General features: G+C 61.0%; 23 protein-coding genes. 7 read left to right on the top strand and 16 right to left on the bottom strand.

The genetic code is table 11. The features are described from left to right. Positions 1-56 precede the first annotated feature (56 nt). The 3 genes from AC3WP7_RS25665 to AC3WP7_RS25655 all read left to right on the top strand — a co-directional run bounded on the left by AC3WP7_RS25665 (position 57) and on the right by AC3WP7_RS25655 (position 2898). Positions 57-932 carry an urea transporter gene (locus AC3WP7_RS25665; protein WP_092247794.1) on the top strand — a complete coding sequence of 292 codons (876 nt, stop codon included), beginning with the start codon at positions 57-59 and terminating at the stop codon, positions 930-932. Positions 933-963: 31 nt separating this feature from the next. Beyond that, the gene (locus AC3WP7_RS25660) at positions 964-1788 is read left to right on the top strand and encodes an ion transporter (RefSeq protein ID WP_092247791.1); all 825 of its coding nucleotides are present in this window, start codon (positions 964-966) and stop codon (positions 1786-1788) included. A 105-nt stretch (positions 1789-1893) separates the two neighbouring features. After that, positions 1894-2898 carry a sulfate ABC transporter substrate-binding protein gene (locus AC3WP7_RS25655; RefSeq protein WP_071488477.1) on the top strand — a complete coding sequence of 335 codons (1005 nt, stop codon included), beginning with the start codon at positions 1894-1896 and terminating at the stop codon, positions 2896-2898. 53 nt (positions 2899-2951) lie between these two features. Here AC3WP7_RS25655 and AC3WP7_RS25650 read toward each other — a convergent pair whose 3' ends face one another. Continuing rightward, positions 2952-3566 carry a DUF5666 domain-containing protein gene (locus tag AC3WP7_RS25650; RefSeq protein WP_102592529.1) on the bottom strand — a complete coding sequence of 205 codons (615 nt, stop codon included), beginning with the start codon at positions 3564-3566 and terminating at the stop codon, positions 2952-2954. 175 nt (positions 3567-3741) lie between these two features. Between AC3WP7_RS25650 and AC3WP7_RS25645 the strand changes: the two genes are divergently transcribed. Beyond that, positions 3742-4938 (top strand): MFS transporter, encoded by a 1197-nt coding sequence (locus AC3WP7_RS25645; RefSeq protein WP_092247785.1) that lies wholly within the window; start codon positions 3742-3744, stop codon positions 4936-4938. A gap of 96 nt (positions 4939-5034) precedes the next feature. Here the strand turns inward: AC3WP7_RS25645 and AC3WP7_RS25640 are convergent, their stop codons facing one another. The 4 genes from AC3WP7_RS25640 to AC3WP7_RS25625 all read right to left on the bottom strand — a co-directional run bounded on the left by AC3WP7_RS25640 (position 5035) and on the right by AC3WP7_RS25625 (position 9469). After that, positions 5035-6744: a M10 family metallopeptidase C-terminal domain-containing protein gene (locus AC3WP7_RS25640; RefSeq protein WP_139212892.1), complete on the bottom strand. Its 1710-nt coding sequence runs from the start codon at positions 6742-6744 to the stop codon at positions 5035-5037. A gap of 217 nt (positions 6745-6961) precedes the next feature. After that, complete coding sequence (locus AC3WP7_RS25635; RefSeq protein ID WP_256579953.1) at positions 6962-8491, bottom strand: M10 family metallopeptidase C-terminal domain-containing protein; 1530 nt, start codon at positions 8489-8491, stop codon at positions 6962-6964. Positions 8492-8864: 373 nt separating this feature from the next. Continuing rightward, complete coding sequence (locus tag AC3WP7_RS25630; protein ID WP_092247779.1) at positions 8865-9269, bottom strand: type II toxin-antitoxin system HicB family antitoxin; 405 nt, start codon at positions 9267-9269, stop codon at positions 8865-8867. An 11-nt stretch (positions 9270-9280) separates the two neighbouring features. Next, positions 9281-9469 (bottom strand): type II toxin-antitoxin system HicA family toxin, encoded by a 189-nt coding sequence (locus AC3WP7_RS25625; protein ID WP_093123217.1) that lies wholly within the window; start codon positions 9467-9469, stop codon positions 9281-9283. 190 nt (positions 9470-9659) lie between these two features. On the opposite strand from AC3WP7_RS25625, the gene AC3WP7_RS25620 reads away from it, so the two are divergent. Beyond that, entirely contained in the window at positions 9660-10538 is an 879-nt protein-coding gene (locus tag AC3WP7_RS25620) for a LysR family transcriptional regulator (RefSeq protein WP_102592530.1), read from the top strand. Between the two features lie 29 nt (positions 10539-10567). Here AC3WP7_RS25620 and phnN read toward each other — a convergent pair whose 3' ends face one another. From phnN to ccmA, 11 genes are all read right to left on the bottom strand, one after another. Beyond that, the gene (phnN, locus tag AC3WP7_RS25615; RefSeq protein ID WP_102592531.1) at positions 10568-11140 is read right to left on the bottom strand and encodes a phosphonate metabolism protein/1,5-bisphosphokinase (PRPP-forming) PhnN; all 573 of its coding nucleotides are present in this window, start codon (positions 11138-11140) and stop codon (positions 10568-10570) included. A gap of 390 nt (positions 11141-11530) precedes the next feature. Further along, entirely contained in the window at positions 11531-11923 is a 393-nt protein-coding gene (locus AC3WP7_RS25610) for a hypothetical protein (protein WP_071488485.1), read from the bottom strand. A 15-nt stretch (positions 11924-11938) separates the two neighbouring features. Further along, positions 11939-13123, bottom strand: coding sequence for a c-type cytochrome biogenesis protein CcmI (gene ccmI / locus AC3WP7_RS25605; protein ID WP_092247768.1), 1185 nt, complete (start codon positions 13121-13123; stop codon positions 11939-11941). Continuing rightward, complete coding sequence (locus AC3WP7_RS25600; RefSeq protein WP_071488487.1) at positions 13116-13589, bottom strand: cytochrome c-type biogenesis protein; 474 nt, start codon at positions 13587-13589, stop codon at positions 13116-13118. The genes ccmI and AC3WP7_RS25600 overlap by 8 nt, the downstream gene beginning before the upstream one ends. Further along, on the bottom strand, positions 13586-14122 hold the full coding sequence (locus tag AC3WP7_RS25595; RefSeq protein ID WP_071488488.1) for a DsbE family thiol:disulfide interchange protein: 537 nt from the start codon (positions 14120-14122) through the stop codon (positions 13586-13588). The genes AC3WP7_RS25600 and AC3WP7_RS25595 overlap by 4 nt, the downstream gene beginning before the upstream one ends. Continuing rightward, entirely contained in the window at positions 14119-16107 is a 1989-nt protein-coding gene (locus AC3WP7_RS25590) for a heme lyase CcmF/NrfE family subunit (RefSeq protein ID WP_093123229.1), read from the bottom strand. Before AC3WP7_RS25590 ends, AC3WP7_RS25595 begins: the two co-directional genes overlap by 4 nt. Before the next feature lie 3 nt (positions 16108-16110). Next, positions 16111-16566, bottom strand: a complete 456-nt coding sequence (gene ccmE, locus AC3WP7_RS25585; RefSeq protein WP_102592532.1) for a cytochrome c maturation protein CcmE — start codon at positions 16564-16566, stop codon at positions 16111-16113. Next, entirely contained in the window at positions 16563-16739 is a 177-nt protein-coding gene (ccmD, locus tag AC3WP7_RS25580) for a heme exporter protein CcmD (RefSeq protein WP_061435869.1), read from the bottom strand. Before ccmD ends, ccmE begins: the two co-directional genes overlap by 4 nt. Beyond that, positions 16736-17491, bottom strand: coding sequence for a heme ABC transporter permease (locus AC3WP7_RS25575; RefSeq protein WP_058427931.1), 756 nt, complete (start codon positions 17489-17491; stop codon positions 16736-16738). Before AC3WP7_RS25575 ends, ccmD begins: the two co-directional genes overlap by 4 nt. A gap of 83 nt (positions 17492-17574) precedes the next feature. Then, positions 17575-18243, bottom strand: coding sequence for a heme exporter protein CcmB (gene ccmB, locus AC3WP7_RS25570; RefSeq protein ID WP_092247759.1), 669 nt, complete (start codon positions 18241-18243; stop codon positions 17575-17577). Continuing rightward, positions 18240-18875 (bottom strand): cytochrome c biogenesis heme-transporting ATPase CcmA, encoded by a 636-nt coding sequence (ccmA, locus tag AC3WP7_RS25565; RefSeq protein ID WP_092247756.1) that lies wholly within the window; start codon positions 18873-18875, stop codon positions 18240-18242. Before ccmA ends, ccmB begins: the two co-directional genes overlap by 4 nt. Before the next feature lie 200 nt (positions 18876-19075). Here ccmA and fliK point away from each other — a divergent pair, with 200 nt between their 5' ends. Together fliK and AC3WP7_RS25555 are read left to right on the top strand one after the other, a co-directional pair. Further along, positions 19076-20653, top strand: coding sequence for a flagellar hook-length control protein FliK (gene fliK, locus AC3WP7_RS25560; protein ID WP_102592533.1), 1578 nt, complete (start codon positions 19076-19078; stop codon positions 20651-20653). Continuing rightward, the gene (locus AC3WP7_RS25555; RefSeq protein WP_092247750.1) at positions 20650-20979 is read left to right on the top strand and encodes an EscU/YscU/HrcU family type III secretion system export apparatus switch protein; all 330 of its coding nucleotides are present in this window, start codon (positions 20650-20652) and stop codon (positions 20977-20979) included. The genes fliK and AC3WP7_RS25555 overlap by 4 nt, the downstream gene beginning before the upstream one ends. The last annotated feature ends 57 nt before the right edge of the window (positions 20980-21036 follow it).

The raw sequence follows: 21036 nt of genomic DNA, 5'->3' as shown, positions 1-21036 counted from the left end.
GTGTGGGAGGGGGCTTGCCTCCGATGGGAACAACTCGGTCCCACTGATTAATCACCATGCACAACCCATCCTGCCCTGACTGGGCCGAAGCGCTGCTCAACGGCTTCAGCCAGATCTTCCTGCAGCGCCAGCCGCTGTGCGGCCTGCTGTGCCTGCTGGCGATCCTGATCGGCGCCCCGGCCTTGTTCGGCGGGGCGCTGCTGGGTGGCGTGGCGGGGTTGCTCACGGCCCAGCGTCGCGGTTATCCCAAGGCCGAACGCCAGGCCGGCCTTTACAGCTACAACGGCGTTCTGCTGGGCTTATTGATCAGCCAGCACTTTGCCTGGTCGGCGTTGTTGCCGCCGCTGATCCTGGCGTGCGGCGGACTGGCGGCGATGTTGACACGGCAATGGTTGAAACACGCCGACCAGCCCAATGACTTGCCCGCTTACACGGTGCCTTTTGTCGGCCTGGGCTGGTTGTTGCTGGGCACGGTGCCGCAGAACACGTTTGCCCTGGGCGAACCCGACACCTTGGCTATCCTCACGGCGCCTTTTACCGGGCTTGCGCAGATCATGCTGCTGGACCAACCAGTGGCGGGCGCGCTGATTGCACTGGGTCTGTGGCTGGCCAACCGCCGCGCCGCTGTATGGGCGCTGATCGGTGCCAGCGTCGGTGTGCTGCTTGCGCTGTGGCTGGACGAACCTGCGGGCGCCCTCCTCGGCCTGCACAGCTACAACCCGGCATTGGCGGCCATGGCATTGAGCCAGATGCGTCGCCAACCCTGGTTGCCGCTGCTCGGTATCCTGCTGGCGATCCTCCTCACACCGGGCTTTGCGGCCCTGCACCTGCCCGCGTTGACCGCGCCATTCATACTCGCCTGCTGGCTGATACGCGCAGGTGTTCGAGTGCTTCAGAAACCCCGCATGGACAGCCCCTTCGAATCCCCCTAGGCTTGCTCGATATTCGATTCAGGCGGGCTTTATGGACAGCAACAACGACTGGCGCCAACGGCTCTACGTCATGGTTTTTCAAAGTGACACAGTCGCCGGGCGGCGCTTCGATGGCATCCTGCTGCTGATCATCCTCGCCAGCCTGGTGATCGTGATGCTCGACAGCATTGACCAGATTCACCAGAACTACGCCGACGTGCTGGCGTACATCGAGTGGGGGTTCACCCTCATCTTCCTGATCGAGTACGGGCTGCGGCTGTACTGTTCGCCCAAACCCTTGCGCTACGCCTTCAGCTTTTATGGGTTGGTGGATTTGCTGGCCATCGTGCCCGGTATCCTTGCGCTGTATTACAGCGACGCGCAGTACCTGCTGATCGTCCGCATCATCAGGATGCTGCGGATCTTCCGCGTGCTCAAGCTCAGCCCCTACCTCAAGCAGGCCAACTACCTGATGGCGGCGCTGCGCGGCAGCAAGCAGAAGATCGTGGTGTTCCTGGTCAGCGTGTGCACCCTGGTGACGGTGTTCGGCACCCTGATGTACGTGATCGAAGGCCCGGAGCACGGCTTTACCAGTATTCCCAAGGGCATCTACTGGGCCATCGTGACCCTGACCACGGTGGGCTTTGGCGACATCGTGCCCAAGACCCCGCTGGGCCAGGTGATTTCGTCCCTGGTGATGATCACCGGTTACTCGATCATCGCCGTGCCCACCGGGATTTTCACCGCCGAACTGGCCAGTGCCATGCGCGGTGAACAATTGCAGCATGACTGCCCGGTGTGCAAGAAAGACAGTCATGAGCCAAACGCAGCGTTCTGCTCACGCTGTGGCAGTCATCTTTTCAAGAAAGTGGAATAAGCAAAGTTCGTTTTAATCTTTAAGCGTCTATGCGACGCCAGCTATAGTCGCTGGCAAATTGCCCCCACTCAATCAGCAACCTTCTCGAACAACAAGGAATGAGCAGTGAAAAAACTCCTTAGCGCCTCTCTTCTGGCCGCCGGCCTTGCCCTGGCGGGCGCCGTCCAGGCTGCCCCCGTCACACTGCTCAACGTCTCCTACGACGTGATGCGCGACTTCTACAAGGACTACAACGCCGCCTTCCAGAAACACTGGGAAGCCGAGCACCCGAACGACAAACTGACGCTGCAGATGTCCTTCGGTGGCTCCAGCAAGCAAGCACGCTCGGTCATCGACGGCCTCCCGGCCGATGTGATCACCATGAACATGGCCACCGACATCAACGCCCTGGTGGACAACGGCAAACTGGTGCCGGACAACTGGGTCACCCGCCTGCCGAACAACAGCGCGCCGTTCACCTCGGCCACCGTTTTCATCGTGCGCAAAGGCAACCCCAAAGCCCTGAAAGACTGGCCGGACCTGTTGAAGGATGGCGTTCAAGTGATCGTGCCCAACCCGAAAACCTCGGGTAATGGCCGCTACACCTACCTGTCGGCCTGGGGTTATGTGCTGAAGAACGGCGGTGACGAAAACAAGGCCAAGGCCTTTGTTGGCAAGCTGTTCAAGCAAGCGCCGGTACTGGACACCGGTGGCCGTGCCGCCACCACCACCTTCATGACCAACCAGATCGGCGACGTGCTGGTGACCTTCGAGAACGAAGCGGAAATGATCGCCCGCGAATTCGGCCGTGATCAGTTCGAAGTGATTTACCCGAGCGTCTCCGCCGAAGCCGAGCCGCCGGTGTCGGTGGTCGACAAAGTGGTCGAGAAGAAAGGCACCCGCGTGGCGGCCGAAGACTACCTGAAGTACCTGTGGTCGCCGGAAGGCCAGGAAATCGCGGCCAACAACTACCTGCGCCCGCGTGATCCGAAGGTGCTGGCCAAGTACACCGATCGCTTCCCGAAAGTCGACTTCCTGTCGGTAGAGAAGACCTTTGGAGACTGGCGTACCGTACAGAAGACCCACTTCAATGATGGTGGGGTGTTCGACCAGATCTACAGCGGCCAGTAATTGATATGTGGGAGGGGCAAGCCCCCTCCCGCATTTGGCTCTGTGTCTGGCCGTTACATCGGTGGTGTCACGCCATCCTTACCGGCGGAGATCGCCTGGGCCGTGATCGTTCCATCCGCGCCCTGCGCGGCAAACAGTACCACCTTCACGCCCGGCTTGAGCAGGCCGCGGTCACCCGGCTCCAGGTTGACGATCGGCACATCTTCCGGCACCACGATCTTCTGCTCGCCGCCTTTGTATTTCACCGTCAGCGTGCGCCCGTTGCTCACTACCAGGTCGCCGACGGTGCCATTGGTCATGCTGCTGCCTTCTTTCAAATCAAACGCGCGGTGCCCGTCGCCGGTGCCGGCCATGGCTGGCGGGAACACGTGCACTTCCAGCGCGGTAAGGCTGCCATCGTCGTTGGGCATCGCGGCCGAGCCGATGTAGCTGCCCGGCTTGATCTCATCGATTTTGGCCAGGGTGACCGCGCGCACCTGGGTGTCTTTGGTCAAGTGCACGACCACCTCTTCGCCGCTGTTGACCTTGACGTGCATCGCATCGCCGTCCATCGCCGTGATGGCGCCGCGTACGCCCACGCGAGGCGTCTCGGCAGCCTGGGCCAGGCCCACGGCCATGGCGGCGGCCAGCGTGGAAGCCAGGAGCATCTTGTTCAACGTGATCTTCATTGCAATGGATTTCCTGTTTCAGCAGTGGTGCCTGAATGTATCATCAGCCTTCGCGCAGAAAGTTAACGATTCACTCATCATTACCGGGCATGAGTGTTATCACTACCAGCGGCCTACCCGGGCTACGGTGTTGTCTTTAGGCTCGCCCCACTTCCTTCGCTTTTATGAGAACACCATGAACGCTACTTCCCACGCTACAAGCACCATGACCCGGAGCATGGTGATGCTGTTTGCGTTTTGCTGCGGCGCCATCGTTGCCAACATCTACTACGCGCAACCCATCATCGAGCTGATCGCGCCGGACATCGGCCTTACGCCGGCCATGGCCAGCCTGATCGTTTCACTGACGCAAATCGGCTACGCCCTGGGGCTGTTTTTCCTGGTACCCCTGGGCGACCTGTTGGAAAACCGCAAGCTGATGATCGCCACTACCGTGATCGCTATCGCCAGCCTGCTGGGCGCAGCGGTCACCGAGCAGCCGAACCTGTTCCTGCTGGTGTCGCTGCTGATCGGCTTCAGTTCGGTGTCGGTGCAGATCCTGATTCCGCTGGCCGCGCACCTGGCGCCCGCCGAATCCCGGGGCCGTGTGGTCGGCAGCATCATGGGTGGCCTGTTGCTGGGCATCCTGCTGGCGCGGCCGGTGTCCAGCGTGGTCGCGGACCACTTCGGCTGGCGGGCGATGTTCATGGCGGCGGCGGCGCTGATGGCGTTTATCAGTGTGGTGTTGATGCTGACCATTCCCAAGCGTCAGCCGGATCACTCTGCCAGCTATGGTCAACTGCTGCGCTCCCTCGGCACCTTGCTGCGTGAGCAACCGGTGCTGCGTCAACGGGCGTTCTACCAGGGCTGCATGTTTGCCACCTTCAGCCTGTTCTGGACCGCCGCCCCACTGGAACTGGCGCGTAACCATGGCCTGAGCCAAAGCGAGATCGCCCTGTTCGCCCTGGTCGGCGCACTGGGCGCCATAGCCGCACCCATCGCCGGTCGCCTGGCCGATGCCGGTCACACCCACCGCGCTTCGCTGCTGGCCATGTTGTTCGCCGCGTTGAGCTTCCTGCCGGCCTTCGTGCACCCGCTGTACAGCGTGATTGGCCTGGCCGTGACTGGCGTGGTCCTGGACTTCTGCGTGCAGATGAACATGGTGCTCGGCCAGCGCGCCATCTACGCCCTCGACGCCAACAGCCGCAGCCGCCTGAACGCGCTGTACATGACCAGCATCTTCATCGGCGGTGCCTTCGGCTCGGCGATTGCCAGCAGCGTGTATGAACACGGCGGCTGGCTGGGTGTAATGCTGGTGGGCAGTGCGTTCCCCTTGATCGCGCTATTACGGTTCCTGAGCGCTTCACGCGAAGCCTCGGTGGCCACTGCCTGAGGCGCTTGTTTCGCTATGCCAAAGCCGTCCGCCAGCAATGACGGACGGCTTTGACTGGATGCCGTTTCAAACGGCGACGCGCCTTTTGCAAGACCATCAGTTACGTCGGGATAACTGCTGATCGTAGGCCTGGTTCACCTTCATACCCACCACGTCTGCGGCGCTTATCACGTTAGGGCTATTGACGACAAAATCACTGCATTTGTCCCCGTCCAGGTCAACGGCTACCCAGTACAGGCCATCACAGTCTGATTTCATGATGAATGCCTCACCGGCCTTTCCCGTGAACCTGTCTACCTGTGTCAGCGAAACACCCGACTTTTCAAGCATCCTGGATAAATCGATTTTATCCTTGCCACTGGTGAAATCCTCCAAGGTGTCGACCTTTTGGCAGTTCGATTCAGAAGCCGAACTGTAAGAGTGCGTTTTGCCGCCCCCCTGCTCTTTTGCTGCGTTCTCTCTTTTAGTCCTCGGCGGGCTGGGCTCTGGTTCCGGAGCTGTCGTCAAATCGGGCTCTGGTTCAATTGAGGTGGGAGGTTCAGGGTTGACCATCAAATCCTTGTAGTGGATTTTCCCGTTACAGCTCACCAGAAAATCAGGCTTCCCATTACCTGTCAGGTCAAGCGCCAGGCGTCCCTGCCCGTTGCTCGCGTCGTGGCTCAATACCGCCTCGCCCGCACGCCCGCTGAATCGGTCAACAATGTAGAGGACCTTCACAGCAGCGCGCTTCAATAGCGTGGAGATGTCGACTCTGTCAGTACCGCTGGCAAAATCCATGATCAAATCAGGGGACTCAGGCGTGGAGTCTGCGATGCTGTCATAGACAAACGTATCCGCACCGCCGCCGCCCTCGAGCTTGTCCGCCCCGCCACCGCCCTTGAGGCGGTTGCCGATAGGGTTACCGATCAGGCTGTCATCACTGGAACCACCCACCGCATTTTCCAACGTGACGCCCTTGGCGATGGAGACGTTGTTTTTCAGGCCGCCAACATCCGAAAAGGACTCAGCATTCAGATTGATTTTCTGTTTCTGGCGGAAACCGGAAAAGTCCAGGGTATCGGTTCCACCTGCATCCCAGACGCAAAAAACAGGTTTGTCCTTGGCGCTCTTCAGGCTGTAGAAATCTCGACCGGTGTTGGAGTTGAAGCCGTAGACCGTGTTGGTTTTTCGGGTGTGGGTGTTCGCCCCGTACAACCTCTGCGCAGCGGCGATATCGTGCATCATGGGGGCCGCGATTTTTTTGCCGCCGTAAGGATAATCGCCAAAGGATGAATCGTGGTAGCTCATGGCGGTGTAGGTGGTTGAGTCCTCTCGGTAAGGCGGACCGTCGTCGTGGGGATGCTCAAGACCGATGGAATGGCCAATTTCATGGACTGTTACCTTATCAAACAAAGTCCCGTGTTCCAGCTTTCCATCAGCCCCCTGAGTGCCGATGTCGACCGTACCGATCGAAAAGCTATTGGGCAGACTCGCTACTCCCCCTCTATCTCCCGCTAAGGGTGAGATACGGAGGGAGGCATCGGCCCCCTTGGCATTTTCCTTGAACGACAGGTTGGTCACCTCCGCCCAGGACCGAAGCCCCTCCTTGATCCGCGATTTCTGGTGAGGGGTGAATCTGGAATCCAAGGTATACGAAAGATCTATTTTTCCGTCGTTATTCCGATCTCGCCATTTGTAACCGCCTCGCGTGAGATGTTTCGCCGCTTGATCCGTCGTGTATGAAGTGGGATGGCCATCTGTTTTTAAATTGTCAGAACCCATAATCCTGCTACTGCTCGCAACAGGGGAAACATTTGATATCTTCATGAGCAACTCGCTAGACTTTTAAAAAAGGAAACAACAACTAATACTCACACCAGTTACTTGCAAACAAACAAACCATGAACACACAAGCAAAATCGCACAGAGAAGTACGCCAAGCAAGTACGTGAGTCATACCAACTGAAACGCCGTGCATGCGCCATAAACAAACCTATAAAAACTCACACTCCAATACTTGCAATTGACAACAGTTTCCAAGCGTTCACCGGAACCAGCTGAATATCCAGTTCGCGAAGCGCGAGACCCCTGAAACGATCTGTTTGCCCACCCGCGATCCAAACCAGGGTGTGGGCCCGGGCGTTGAAAGCGGATCCGGCTCTGAAGTCGAGTCAAGCACAGGATCCTGTTCAGGCTCCGGCTCGGGGTCAGTGGCTGGAGTGGACGTCACCGCCACGACCTCTCTCTCACCGCTCCAGATCACATCTTCCTGTTTGATTTGGCCTTGGCTGCTGATCAACAGATCTGCCGTGCCATCTCCCGTGGTATCCACCGCCAGTGTGGAGCGCCCGGTTGCCGTGTCATGCCTGAGCACCGCGTCGCCGGCACGACCACTGAAGCTATCCGTGAAGTTCAGCGACGTGAGCCCCGCCTCGCGCAGTACGCCGGCCACGTCGATTTTGTCGCTACCGCTGGTGAAGTCCTGAATAAAGTCGGGAGCCTGGGGCGTTGAGTCGCTGACGCGGTCGTATACAAAGGTGTCGGCGCCGGCACCGCCGCGCAGCGTGTCGCTGCCGCCAGCCCCTTTCAAGCGGTTATTGGCGCTGTTACCCGTCAACACATCGCTGTTGGAGCCCCCAATAGCGTTCTCAACGATCACGCCCCTGGCGATCGACACATTACCCCGCAGCCCCCCCACATCGGAAAACGCCTCGGCATTGAGGTTGATGTTTTGTTTATTGCCAAAGCCGGAAAAATCCAGGGTGTCCTCGCCTCCACCATCCCAGACGCAGAAGACGGGCTTGTCGCGGGCGCTCTTGAGGCTGTAGTGCGCACGATCGGTGTTGGAGTTGAACCCATACACGGTATCGGTGGCACGGGTGCGCGTATTCGCCCCGTATGAGCGCTGGAGCGCCGCGATATCGTCCATCATGGGCGCTGCGGGTTGTTGTTCGTTGAAGTCATGACCCGGTTGCTTGCGCTCCGACCAATAGCTCATGACACTGCGGGCCTTGGTGTCCTGCGTATAATCGGCATTGGCCTCGTAAGTGCCACCGCCGTCGTAACCGCCCGGATGTTGCAGGCCCAGGGTGTGCCCCAACTCATGGGCCAACAGGAACATGAAATGACTGCCCACTCCAGGATTGGCGCCCGCGCCTGCCGTCCCAACTTTCGCCGTTACGTTCGATTGGTATCGGTTGGGAAATTCTCCGTGGCCCGACCAGGAGCCTGGCATGCCTCTGATGACGATAGAGCCATCGACCTGGGCACCGTTTTCAACAAAGGAAATGTTGGCGACATCGGCATAAGCCTTCAATGCCTGCCTGGCGCGCTCTTTCTGGGCCGCAGTAAAGACGCCGGAAAAACTAAAGCCCACCACGACTTTATTGTCTCGATCTCGATCATGAAACTTGAAGTTACCTCGAGTGATATGTTTCGCTGCCTGCGCGGTGCTGAGCGACCTCTTTTTGCTGGTCCAGTACGAGGCGCCGTTATCGAACGCAGACAAAAGGGAATGCGACGGGTGAACAGGGGGTTGCTGTGAAGTTTGTCGGACAGGAAAGTGCATGATCATGAATACTCTGAACAGTGAACAGCCATTCGTCCATGTATGAGAAATATCAACGCTGACCAGTCCATTGGCAGCCCATTAAATTCTCAAATTAACGGCTTCTTCACCAGCGCGAGTTCTTTTCAACAATACTTAATGAACACACCTGCAAAGTAAACACACAAAATCAGTTAACAGCCGACTATTCCCGACATACCAACAACACTATGAAGTTGATTTTTCTAGGCAAAAATCTTGTAAAACACCCCTTTAACTTAATCAAAATCTTAATTTAAAACATGAGGAAACTCACTCAAACATGCCTGAAAAAAGGCGGGCAAAAAAAACGTGCTCATCCGACAACGCACGCTTCCAACCCTGACACCGCCTGATAGCCCTAGGATCGCACCAGTTTTTCCAACGCCGCGTCCGCCAGGAATGACGAGCGGCTTTTGACCTTGTGCTCCCGCACATAGCGGTCGATGCGCTGGATGACATAACCGGGCAGGGTCACATTGACCTTCTCGGTCTTACCCAGGTAGGGCGTGACGTCCAACTCCAACATGCCCCAGCCCATCCCGGCGTAGTCCTCATGGGCATGATAACGGGCGACCGACGTTGGCATCGGAATCGTCCCACCTTCTGCGGCGATCTCTTGCAGCATGATGTGCGCAACTTCCACGGCGGCTTTGTAGGCCTCTTCAAAACTGTCCCCGGCGGTGACTGCACCGGGGATATCGGGGATCTGGATACCGGTGGCGGTGAAGTCATCGCCCCATTCGATACAGATTGGGTATTGCATGAGTGCTCTCCTTAAAAATCAAACAGCCCGGCGCGTTTCCTGATGCTTCTGAGGGTGCCCAGTGGCAGGTCCTTCTTGGGGTGGGGTACCGGGATTGTGTACGGGCTATAACGATGGATAAAAATGTGATGACTGCCCGTTACCCGATCCAAAACCCAACCCGCGTCTTGCAGTTCCTTGATCAATAGCCTGCTTTGCACCCCAGCCTCCTTGGCTTGGCCCGAATAAAAGTAACTCTAGAGTTATCTTTACTCAAGCACAAAATGCGCATGTCTGACTGACGGCTGTTTTACCGAATATTGAAAACTCAACGGCTCACCACGGGAAACGCATGACACCGCTAGCCCAGCGCCTTAGGCTTGAGCGCCGCCCAGTCAACAGGAACATCCGATGGACCGTCTCACTGCCATGGAAACCTTCGTTCACGTCGTCGAGACCGGCTCCTTCTCGGCCGCCGCCAAACAACTGGGCGTAGGCCAGCCCGCCGTTTCCAAAAGCATCGCGCAGTTGGAAGCCCGCCTGGCCGTGCGGTTGTTACTGCGCTCGACCAGGGGCCTGACCCCTACCGAGGCAGGCCTGGCATTTTTCGAGAAAGCCAAGAGCGCCATTTTCGAAGCCGACGAAGCTGACGAGGCCGCCCGTGGCGCAGGCGCTGGCTTGACGGGCAACCTGCGGGTCAGCGCCGGCGTGACGTTCTCCCGCATGCGGATCATTCCCAACCTGGGACCGTTCCTGGACCAACACCCCGGCCTGAACATCGACGTGTTGCTTGACGACCGCCTCCTCAACCTGGTTGAAGACGGCATCGACGTTGCTCTGCGTATCGGCAACCTGAGCGATTCCGGCCTCACTGCTCGCCGGCTTGGCCAAAGCCCGAGCCGGGTGTTCGGTACACCGGCCTACTTCGAACGTTTCGGCGAGCCACAAAGCCCGGCGGATATCCTCAACCACCAGGCCGTGATCTACAGCCTCGGGGAAAGCCCGCTCTGGTCGTTCAAACAAGGCCCCCACGAACACACTATTGCCGCTCGCGGGCGCTTGCGTGTCACCTCTTCCGAAGGCTTGCGCGCAGGCGTACTCGCCCACCATGGCCTGGCGATGACGTCCGAATGGATGTTCTCGCCGGAATTGGCCAGGGGGGAGGTGAAAGCTGTGTTGACCGATTGGGAACTGCCTCCCAAGGATCTCTGGGCGGTATTGCCGACGGGTCGGATGCCGAGTGCCAAGGCCAAGGCGTTTATCAGCTATGTTGAAGGGTTAATGACCTAGCGCCATCCGTAGGCCGGTGCAGCGCGAGGTCAAGCGCATGCCGAATGCCCGTGGTCGAGGCAGCACAGCAGGCGCTCGACCGTGTGGTCCAGCGGCCCGGAGTTATCCAGCACGAACAACCCCGCGCCATTACCGGCGATCAGCTCGGCGGTGAACCGCGCATTGCGTGCCAGGCGCGCTTCGATATCCGCCAACGCCTCACGGCCCCGTGCGATCAAGCGTTGGCGCAACACGGCCTGGTCCACCGTCAACAGCAACACCAGCGACGTCGGATAGCGCTCGCGGGTCTGCGCCAGGTGTGCACGGGAGCCGTTGACCAGTACGTCGTCCCCCGCTGCCAGCCAGTCGTCAATCACCCTGGGAATGCCGTAGGACAAGCCATTCGCCTGCCAACTGAGGGCAAACGCACCCTCGGCCTGCATCTGCGCAAACCGATCCGGGCTCACCCCTTGCGCCGCTTCGCCCACCGACTCCGGCGAGCGAGTGATCACGCGGCGTACAATGCGGCAGCCGCGCTCGGCTAAACGTGGGCGTGCGGCATCCAGCAGGCTGTCCTTGCCCGAGCCCGAAGGCCCGATGAGATAGATCAACCTGCCTGGCATCAGAACACCCTCTTCGCTTGTCGTCATACGTATTGCGCTACAGGCGACCCTTCGCGGCTGCGGGCCTGGACCCGGTCTTCGCGCGGGCCGAGGGCAGTCTCGCCACGGTCCTTCAGCCCTGCCGCTAAGTATATCCAGCAAGCCCCCGGCCGCCAGGCCGGAGGCAGTCACATTACCGGAGAGCGACGCGTCGCGCACCACGTTCGGCGCCCCCCCCTCGACACTTTCATGTTCAGCGTCTGGCAGCCCTTCGCCGCCTCAGGCGTAGTGGGGTGCCGCATTCTTTCCATCGGGGGCAAGCCCCCTCCCACCTTTCTTTGATCTCCAGTGTTTGAAAGAGCGGATTTCAAAGCGCAAAAAAAGGCGACCTGTGTAATAGGTCGCCTTTTGTCATTGCGCGTACTGCTTGCTCAACCCCGGCGGCACACCCTGCACATCGGTGTCTTCCCACGGCCCGTTCGGGCTGATCGAGCGGCTCCAGCCGTTGCTCCAGCGGTAATACGTGCGCTGGCGATAGAAGGTGTCGGGCTGGTCGTCCAGTACATACACCTGCATCTTGCCGTCCCAGTGGCTGGCAGCGCCTGGAGGTGGCGCAAACGTCGGCGACTTGGTCGGCACGGGCTTCGGCGGCGGGGTCACCGGGCCGGACGGTTTGGTGCTCGGTTGGGTCGACGGGGACGGTGGAATGGTCGGGCCGGTAGGTGCCGGAGGTGGGCGGTGGACCGCACAAGCGCTCAGGCCCAATACCAGGCTGAGCAGGGTGATGCGTGCAAATGCGGTCATGGGCGTTTCCTCGATTTACTGGTCCGGACTGTCGATGGTCAGCTGCTGCAAGGCAGTGGTACTGCTGGCCAGGGGTTGGCTGCGGCCGATCCACTCGCCAGTGGTCGGCTGACCGGCCCGGGATATGCGCGCAACCAGTTGGACTTCGGGGAAGTTGGACAGTTTCAATTGCGGCATCATCGCGTCGGCATCGCCCAGTTCGACGGTGATCGGCAGTTCGGCGACAGTGACGCGCTTGGCCGCCAAGGGGGCCGGCGGGCCACTGACGGCGCGAGCGAAGATGAACACGCTGTCGGTGGGCAGGGCTTTGGCCTTCGCCTCGGCGGACAGGTCCACGCGGACTTTCATCACGGTCTTTTGCGCAACCGTGCCGCCGCTTTCCTTGAGCTTCTCGGCCGCGCGGTCGATACCGCCTTGCAGGGCGGCGCGGGAGTTGTCTTGCGGTGGCAGTTGGGCCAGCAATCGATTCCAGTAGTCGATCGCCTCTTGATAACGCTGACCTTCAAAGGCGGCGATACCCAGCAGGCCGAGGCTGGTGACTTCCTTCGGATCGAGCTTCAAGGCTTCGTCGGTCAGGGCCTGGACCTTGGGCGACCACTGTTTGTTGTCGGCAAAGTACTGCGCCTGGGCCCACTGGCCGAGCAACTCCGGTTGACGCCCGGCCAGGGCCACGGTGCGCTCGAAGACTTTAGCGGCATCGGCGGAGCGGTCCTGGGCCATGTAGGCGCGACCGAGGAAGTACAGGCCTTCCGCCGAATCAGGCTGGGCAGCGGCGGCCCGTTCCAGGCGCTGGGTCATGTCTTCCATGGACACCGGCGGCTGGGAGAATTCGCGGGTCAGTTCGACCTTGTCGCTGGCCCCATAGTGCAAGTACAGGGCAACGCCAAGGACCGGCACCAGAAACGCCGCCAACAAGGGCAGCGGCTTGCCCAGGCGCGACTCACGGGGCTTTTCCACGCCTTCGGTATCGGCCAGCAATTCGCGGGCAGCTTCGGCGCGGCCGGTGTCGAGTTGCGCAGGATTCAATACGCCTTCGTCCTGCTGCACTTGCAGCTCGGCGACGCGTTCCTGGTACAGCGCCACGTTCAGCGCGGTGCGGTCCTCTTCACGTTGGGCACGGCGACCGCGCAGGACAGGGATCAACAGGAAACTCAGGGCAATCAGAAGCAGCAGGCCGGCTGCGAGCCAGAAATCAATCATCAGTCTTGGTGTCCAGCAATTGGTCGAGGCGTTTACGCTCATCCAGGGACAGCGCGTCGGAACCATCGGTTGGCGCGGCGCGGCGGCGGCGCACGATCACGGCCATTACGACAACGCCGGCCAGCAACAGCCCGGCAGGGCCGAACCAGAGCAGCGCGGTCTTGCCAGTGAGGGCCGGTTTGTAGCGCACGAAATCACCGTAGCGGTCGACCATGAAATCGATGATCTGCTGGTTGTCCTTGCCCTCCCCCAGCATGCGGAAAATCTCTTTGCGCAGGTCGGCGGCAATCGGCGCGTTTGAGTCGGCGATGTCCTGGTTCTGGCACTTGGGGCAGCGCAGTTCCTTCGTCAGGTCGCGAAAACGCTCGCGCTCGGCGTCGTTGGCGAATTCGTAGGTGTCGATGGCGGCGTGGGCCACACCGGCCAATCCGAGCGCCAGGACCGCAGCAGCTAACAGACGCTTCATGGCTTGGCCTCATCGACCAGGGCCTGGTACTTGGCGGCCAGTTGCTCGCGCCAGACCACCTCGTCGATCACGCCGACGTACTTGTCGCGGATCACGCCCTTGGCATCGATAAAGAAGGTTTCCGGAGCGCCGTAAACACCGAGGTTCAGACCGAGGTTGCCGTCTTCATCGCGGATATCCAACTGGTACGGGTTATGGAACTCCGCCAGCCATTTCAAGGCGGCGGCATTGTCGTCCTTGTAGTTGATGCCGTAGATCACCACGCCCTTCTCGGCCAGCTTGTTCAGCACCGGGTGTTCGACGCGGCAGGAGATGCACCAGGTGCCCCACACGTTGACCAGCGCCGGTTTGCCCAGCAGGTCGGCCTGGGTCAGGGTCTTGTCGCCCTGCACGGTCGGCAGGCTGAACGCCGGGAACTGTTTGCCGATCATCGCCGAAGGCAGCTCGGCCGGGTCCAGGTACAGCCCGCGATACAGGAATACCGCCACCACCAGAAACATCGCCAGCGGTACCACCATCAACCAACGCTTCATGCCGCCGCTCCTTGCAGGCCGAGGGCTTCACGCACCCGGCTTTTCACTTTGACCCGATAACGCCGGTCCAGCGCGGCGAGCAAACCACCAAAGCCCGTGAGCAAACCGCCGAACCAGATCCAGCGCACAAACGGCTTCACATGCACCCGCACGGCCCAGGCGCCGTCGCCCAGCGGTTCACCCAATGCGACGTAGAGGTCACGGGTGAAACCTGCGTCAATCCCGGCTTCGGTCATCATCGAGCTCTGCACGGTGTACAGGCGTTTTTCCGGGTGCAGCACCGCCACCTCCTTGCCGTTGCGCACGACGCGCACGGTGCCTTTGTCGGAGGTGAAGTTCGGCCCTTCGAAGTGCCTGGCGCCTTCGAAGATGAAGTGGTAACCGGCCAGGTCCATGGACTCGCCCGGCGCCAGGCGCAGGTCGCGTTCAGCGCTGTTCTGGCTGGACAGCACCACACCGAGGGCGCACACGGCGATGCCGATGTGGGCGACCTGCATGCCCCAGTAGCTGCGGGTCAGGGTTGGCAGGCCCTTGATCAGGCCTTTGTGGCGGGTTTTGTCGAAGATATCGCGCACGCCGGCCAGCAACACCCAGGCGGCGAGCAGGAAGGTGGCGAGCACCGCCCAGTTGAAGTCGCCGTAGGCAACCCCTGCGATCACCGCCAGGGCCACACTGCCCAGCAGAACCGGCATCAGCATGCCGGCCAGCCATTTGACCGGGGTGTCTTTCCAGCGCACCAGCACGCCGACCGCCATTACCACCATCAGCAGGCCCATCAGTGGGATGAACAATGCGTTGAAGTACGGCGGGCCGACCGACAATTTGGCGCCACTCAGGGCATCCAGCACCAGCGGATACAAGGTGCCGAGCAGGATCATCGACGCGGCTACCACCAGCACCAGGTTATTGCCCAGCAGCAGGGTTTCCCGCGACCATAGGTTGAAGCCGACCTGGCTCTTGACCACCGGGGCGCGCAGGGCGAACAGGGTCAGGGAGCCGCCGACCACAAACAGCAGGAAGATCAGGATGAACACGCCGCGCTCCGGGTCGGACGCAAACGCATGCACCGACGTCAGCACCCCCGAACGCACGAGGAAGGTGCCGAGCAGGCTGAGGGAAAACGCGGCGATGGCCAACAACACGGTCCAGCTCTTGAACACGCCACGCTTCTCGGTGACGGCCAGCGAGTGAATCAGCGCCGTACCCACCAGCCAGGGCATGAAGGAGGCGTTTTCCACCGGGTCCCAGAACCACCAACCGCCCCAGCCGAGTTCGTAGTAAGCCCACCACGAACCCAGGGTGATGCCGATCCCGAGGAACGCCCAGGCGACGATGGTCCAGGGCCGCGACCAGCGCGCCCAGGCCGCATCGAGGCGCCCACCCAGCAAGGCGGCAATGGCGAAGGCAAAAGCCACGGAGAAACCCACGTAGCCCATGTAGAGCATCGGCGGGTGCACGATCAGGCCGATGTCTTGCAGCAAAGGGTTGAGGTCATGCCCGTCCGCCGGGATCTGCGGCAGGATGCGGCTGAACGGGTTGGAGGTCATGATCAGGAACAACAGAAAGCCGATGCTGATCATGCCCATCACCGCCAGCACCCGGGCCAGCATCACTTGCGGCAGTTGGCGCGAGAACACCGACACGGCAAAGGTCCAGCCGCCGAGGATCAGCGCCCACAGCAGCAGCGAGCCTTCGTGGGCGCCCCACACGGCGCTGAACTTGAAGTACCAGGGCAACGCGCTGTTGGAGTTGTTGGCCACATAGGCGACGGAAAAGTCGTCGGTCATGAAGGCATAGGTCAGGCAGCCAAACGCGAACAGCAGGAAAGCAAACTGGCCCCAGGCCGCCGGCTGCGCCAGGCTCATCCACAAACGGTCGCCACGCCAGGCACCGAGCAACGGCACCACGGCCTGGACGATGGCAAAGCACAGGGCGAGGATCATCGCCAACTGGCCCAACTCCGGAATAAACAGTGCGGACGTCATGGCTTAGCCCTCCTTGGCAGGTGTTGGAGCCGACTGGCCGCTGTCTTTCAACGCCTTGGTGACTTCCGGCGGCATGTATTTCTCATCGTGCTTGGCCAGCACTTCATCAGCCACCACTACACCATCCGCGTTGAGCTTGCCCAGGGCGACGATGCCCTGGCCTTCGCGGAACAGGTCCGGGAGGATGCCGCGGTAGGTGATGGTCACGGCTTTATTGAAGTCGGTGACCACGAAGGTGACGTCGAGGGAGTCGGCAGAGCGTTTCAGCGAGCCCTTCTCCACCATGCCGCCGGCGCGAATCCGCGTGTCCACCGGCGCTTCGCCGTTGGCGATCTGAGTCGGGGTGTAGAACAGGTTGATGTTCTGTTGCAAGGCGCTCAAGGCAAGGCCCACGGCAATGCCGACGCCCACCAGGATGGTAAGGATGATCAACAGACGCTTTCTACGCAGCGGATTCACTTTTCGGTCTCCCGGCGCAGACGACGCGCCTCTTGTTGCAGGTAACGCTTGCGGGCCAGGATCGGCGCGGCGACGTTGAGGGCCAGCACCGCCAGGCAGATGCCATAGGCGGTCCAGACGTACAGGCCGTGATGGCCCATGGCGAGAAACTCGCTGAAAGAAGCAAAACTCATCCACGCGCTCCCAGGCTGCTTTGCACTTCGGCCTTGACCCAACTGGTACGGGCTTCACGCTTGAGCACTTCGAGGCGCATGCGCAGCAGCAGCACGGCGCCGAAGAAGCAGTAGAACCCCAGCACCATCAATAGCAGCGGCGCCCACATCTCTACCGGCATCGCCGGTTTTTCGGTGAGGGTGAAGGTGGCGCCCTGGTGCAGGGTGTTCCACCACTCCACCGAGTATTTGATGATCGGGATGTTGATCACGCCGACAATCGCCAGCACCGCGCAAGCCTTGGCGGCGCTGTCACGATTGCTGATCGCGTTGCCCAGGGCAATCAGACCGAAGTACAGGAACAGCAGGATCAACATGGACGTTAGTCGCGCATCCCACACCCACCACGAGCCCCAGGTGGGCTTGCCCCAGATCGCGCCGGTGACCAGCGCCACGGCGGTCATCCAGGCGCCGATGGGCGCGGCGCATTGCAGGGCCACATCCGCCAGTTTCATCTTCCACACCAGGCCGACAACGCCGCACACCGCCAGCATCACGTAGCAGGACTGGGCCAGCATCGCGGCAGGTACGTGGATATAAATGATGCGAAAGCTGTTGCCTTGCTGGTAATCCGGCGGCGCGAAGGCCAGGCCCCAGACCAGGCCGATGCCGATCAGCAACACGGCGGCTACGCTCAACCACGGCAACAGCTTGCCGCTGATGCCATAGAACCATTTGGGCGAGCCGAGCTTGTGAAACCAGGTCCAGTTCATTGCTGTTTCCATCACGGTTGCTTTTCGTCGTTGCGAAAAGCTTAGGGTCTTTACTGGTTAAGACAACGCTTAACCAGACCTCATTATTCGCCGACGCTGATCTTCAGGCCGGCCGCTATAGCAAAGGGTGTCAGGGTGACCGCCAGGGCGGTCAGGCTACCCAGCCACAACAGGTAACCGGTCGCTGGCATGCCCATGAGCGCGGCTTGCAAGGCACCGCTGCCCAGGATCAATACCGGGATGTACAAAGGCAGAATCAACAGGGCCAGCAGCAGGCCGCCCCGCTTCAAACCCACGGTCAATGCCGCGCCTACCGCGCCCAACAGGCTGAGCACCGGCGTACCGAGCAACAGGCTCAGCAGCAGGATCGGCAGGCATTCGGTGGGCAACCCGAGCATCATCGCCAGCAGCGGCGAGAGCAAGACTAGCGCGAGGCCGGAAAAAGCCCAGTGTGCCAGTACCTTGGCCAGAACCAGAAGTGGCAGGGGGTGCGACGAAAGGACCCACTGTTCCAGGGAACCGTCTTCGAAATCACTGCGAAACAGCCCGTCCAGCGAGAGCAGGACCGATAAAAGCGCGGCCACCCACACCAGTCCTGGGGACAAGGTTTGCAACAGTTTAGTCTCGGGGCCAACCGCCAGCGGGAACAGCGCGATGACAATCGCGAAGAACACCAGCGGGTTAGCCAGTTCGGCGGGGCGACGGCAGAGCAAGCGTGCTTCGCGGGCAACCAACAGGCCGAATACGCTCATAGCGACCACCGCCCCAGGTCCAAGTCACGATAACCGGCGGGCACGCGATTGAGGGTGTGATGAGTGGTGAGAACGACCAGACCGCCCTGCTCGCAATGCCGGGCCAGGTGCTCTTCCAACTGGGCGACGCCCTGTTTATCGAGGGCGGTGAAGGGTTCGTCGAGAATCCACAGCGGCGGGCCGGGCAGATACAAACGCGCCAGGGCCACGCGGCGCTGCTGGCCGGCGGACAAGGTGTGACAGGGAACGTCCTCGAAACCCTTCAGGCCGACAGCGGCCAGGGCCTGCCAGATGGCATCGCGGGAAGCGGGATGATGCAGGGCGCTGAGCCAACTGAGGTTTTCCTCGGCGGTCAGTACGTCCTTGATGCCGGCGGCGTGGCCGATCCACACCAGGTTGCGGGCAAGTTCGCTGCGTTGTTCGTTGAGGGGCTTGCCGTTGAGTCGAACCTCACCGGCGGTCGGCTGCATCAGCCCGGCCAGCAGGCGCAGCAAACTGGTCTTGCCGCTGCCGTTGGGGCCGCTGATCTGCACCATGTCGCCGCCCTTGAGCCGCAGTTCGAGGTGCTCGAACAGCAGGCGCAGGTCGCGTTCACAGGCAAGCGCTACGGCTTCAAGAAGAGGGCTGGTCAAAAGATCGCGGGCCTTTACGGTTCAAGTCGGCGGTGCAGCGGCCGTTAAAGAGAAATGCACAATAACGGCTTTGGCGACCGATTTTAGAGAGCTGGATCAAATAGTTGTGAGGTTTTTACCGCTCTCGTTGCAGACGGGCGGCATTATACATGTGATGCCCTACTCTAAAGAGGGCAATTTCCCCAGAGACGACGCGCGCGATGACCGGTGAGATCAACCTTCCTACGCTTGCACCCGCCCCGACAGCCGGGCCTGGCCCCGCACCCGCGGCCGGCGAGCTGCTGAAACTGCTGGAGCCGCAGATCGGCCTGATCGACCCTGGCAAAACCGCGAACGCTGAAGTCATCGCCCTGAAACAAGGCGGGGAAGCCTTCCAGTTGCTGCTCAAATTGACCCTGGAAGGCGGCCGCCAGACCCTGGTACAGGCCAGCAGCCCCCAACCACTGCCGCTGGGCAGCAATGTGGCAGTGAGCCAGACGACTGCGGGCAACCTGACCCTCAGCCTGCAGCAGGCCTTGAGCGCCAATGTCGCCGCCCTCACCCGCATTGACACAAACCAGATGCCGGTAGGCACGCTGTTGCAGGCCAAGGTGCTGACCACCCAGATGCTGCCCCAGGGCACAGCGCAGCCGGCGATCTACCGCTCGCTGGTCACTGTGCTCAACAACGCCCTGGCGGGCGCGACCCTGACCGTGGAAAGCCCTCAGCCCCTGCGCGTCGGCAGCCTGCTCAGCGCCGTGGTGCAGAACGCGCAGACCCTGAGCTTTGTGCCGCTGAGCGGGCTCAAGGATCAACTGGCCGTCAGCCAGCAACTGTCGACCCAACAGAGTCGCCAGGGCTCGCTGGATGCAGTCGTCACCGCCCTGCAAAACCTGCCACGCGGCGACAGTACTTCCGCCGACCTGCGCGCCGCCGCCGACCGCCTGCTGGCTGCCCTGCCGGACCTGGCGCAGGTCAGCAACCCCAAGGTACTGGCGCAAGTCATCCAGAACAGCGGCGCCTTCCTTGAAGCCAAGCTGCTCGCCGGGCAGAACCCGCAAATTCCGCCGTTGGACATGAAGGGTGCGTTGCTGCGCCTGGTCGCGGACCTGTTGCCTGCCCTGCCCGCCAGCACCAACATGACAGCGATCCTCGCCGCCAACACCCTGGCCCAGGCGCTGCCCAACTTCGTGCGCAGCCCTTTGAATACCCTCGGCCAAGTCAGCGCCCGCCAGATACCTGCCAGCTTCCCGCTGCCTGAACGGCTGATGGCGAAACTGGAAGGCGAAGGCGACCTGGAAAACCTGCTGCGCCTGGCCGCCGGAGCCATCTCACGCCTACAAAGCCATCAGCTGTCGAGCCTGGAACAGACCGGCACGACTGCCGACGGCCGCTTGCAAACCACCTGGCAACTGGAAATCCCCATGCGCACGTTGCAGGACATCGTGCCGTTGCAGGTCAAGTTCCAGCGCGAAGAACAGGCACCGGACAAGGACCAGCCCGAACGCAAGGAGAAAAAGGACGCCAAGCAGATGCTCTGGCGCGTCGAACTGGCTTTCGACATGGAGCCGCTCGGGCCGTTGCAGGTCCAGGCACAATTGATCCAGGGCAAACTCTCCAGCCAGCTGTGGGCCTCCCGCCCCTTCACCGCCAGCCTGATCGAAAGCCACCTGGGCACCCTGCGCGAACGCCTGGTGACCTCGGGCATCAACGTCGGCGACCTCGATTGCCACCTCGGCATCCCACCGCGCGGGCCGAAAACCGGACTGGAACAACGCTGGGTGGATGAAACCGCATGAAGAACCCGACACCGCCGCGCCAGGCGATTGCCCTCAAGTACGACGGCCAGCAGGCACCCACGCTGACGGCCAAGGGCGATGACGCCCTGGCCGAAGCAATCCTGAAGCTGGCGCGGGAAAATGAAGTACCGATCTACGAAAACGCCGAACTGGTCAAGCTGCTGGCACGGATGGAGCTGGGCGACAGTATTCCCGAGGAGCTGTACCGCACGATTGCCGAGATCATTGCGTTTGCCTGGACGTTGAAGGGCAAGTTCCCGGTGGGGTATGACCCGGATGCGGGGCCGGTGGAGCGCGACATCACCGAACGCGGCGACGATTACTGAGGCATATGAAGATCCAAATGTGGGAGGGGGGCTTGCCCTCTCCCATATTTGGATTGG

Source organism: Pseudomonas sp. FW305-3-2-15-C-LB1 (genome assembly GCF_058787615.1).
The sequence above is the reverse complement of the archived record's forward strand: the minus strand, read 5'-3'. Positions and strand labels throughout refer to the sequence as shown.

Excerpts from the sequence above, each read along its gene's own strand:
- AC3WP7_RS25665 (WP_092247794.1), top strand. The coding sequence starts at position 57 with ATGCACAACCCATCCTGCCCTGACTGGGCCGAAGCGCTGCTCAACGGC.
- AC3WP7_RS25660 (WP_092247791.1), top strand. The coding sequence starts at position 964 with ATGGACAGCAACAACGACTGGCGCCAACGGCTCTACGTCATGGTTTTT.
- AC3WP7_RS25650 (WP_102592529.1), bottom strand. The coding sequence starts at position 3,566 with ATGAAGATCACGTTGAACAAGATGCTCCTGGCTTCCACGCTGGCCGCC.
- AC3WP7_RS25645 (WP_092247785.1), top strand. The coding sequence starts at position 3,742 with ATGAACGCTACTTCCCACGCTACAAGCACCATGACCCGGAGCATGGTG.
- AC3WP7_RS25640 (WP_139212892.1), bottom strand. The coding sequence starts at position 6,744 with ATGAAGATATCAAATGTTTCCCCTGTTGCGAGCAGTAGCAGGATTATG.
- AC3WP7_RS25635 (WP_256579953.1), bottom strand. The coding sequence starts at position 8,491 with ATGATCATGCACTTTCCTGTCCGACAAACTTCACAGCAACCCCCTGTT.
- AC3WP7_RS25630 (WP_092247779.1), bottom strand. The coding sequence starts at position 9,269 with ATGCAATACCCAATCTGTATCGAATGGGGCGATGACTTCACCGCCACC.
- AC3WP7_RS25620 (WP_102592530.1), top strand. The coding sequence starts at position 9,660 with ATGGACCGTCTCACTGCCATGGAAACCTTCGTTCACGTCGTCGAGACC.
- phnN (WP_102592531.1), bottom strand. The coding sequence starts at position 11,140 with ATGCCAGGCAGGTTGATCTATCTCATCGGGCCTTCGGGCTCGGGCAAG.
- AC3WP7_RS25610 (WP_071488485.1), bottom strand. The coding sequence starts at position 11,923 with ATGACCGCATTTGCACGCATCACCCTGCTCAGCCTGGTATTGGGCCTG.
- ccmI (WP_092247768.1), bottom strand. The coding sequence starts at position 13,123 with ATGATTGATTTCTGGCTCGCAGCCGGCCTGCTGCTTCTGATTGCCCTG.
- AC3WP7_RS25600 (WP_071488487.1), bottom strand. The coding sequence starts at position 13,589 with ATGAAGCGTCTGTTAGCTGCTGCGGTCCTGGCGCTCGGATTGGCCGGT.
- AC3WP7_RS25595 (WP_071488488.1), bottom strand. The coding sequence starts at position 14,122 with ATGAAGCGTTGGTTGATGGTGGTACCGCTGGCGATGTTTCTGGTGGTG.
- AC3WP7_RS25590 (WP_093123229.1), bottom strand. The coding sequence starts at position 16,107 with ATGACGTCCGCACTGTTTATTCCGGAGTTGGGCCAGTTGGCGATGATC.
- ccmD (WP_061435869.1), bottom strand. The coding sequence starts at position 16,739 with ATGAGTTTTGCTTCTTTCAGCGAGTTTCTCGCCATGGGCCATCACGGC.
- AC3WP7_RS25575 (WP_058427931.1), bottom strand. The coding sequence starts at position 17,491 with ATGAACTGGACCTGGTTTCACAAGCTCGGCTCGCCCAAATGGTTCTAT.
- ccmB (WP_092247759.1), bottom strand. The coding sequence starts at position 18,243 with ATGAGCGTATTCGGCCTGTTGGTTGCCCGCGAAGCACGCTTGCTCTGC.
- fliK (WP_102592533.1), top strand. The coding sequence starts at position 19,076 with ATGACCGGTGAGATCAACCTTCCTACGCTTGCACCCGCCCCGACAGCC.
- AC3WP7_RS25555 (WP_092247750.1), top strand. The coding sequence starts at position 20,650 with ATGAAGAACCCGACACCGCCGCGCCAGGCGATTGCCCTCAAGTACGAC.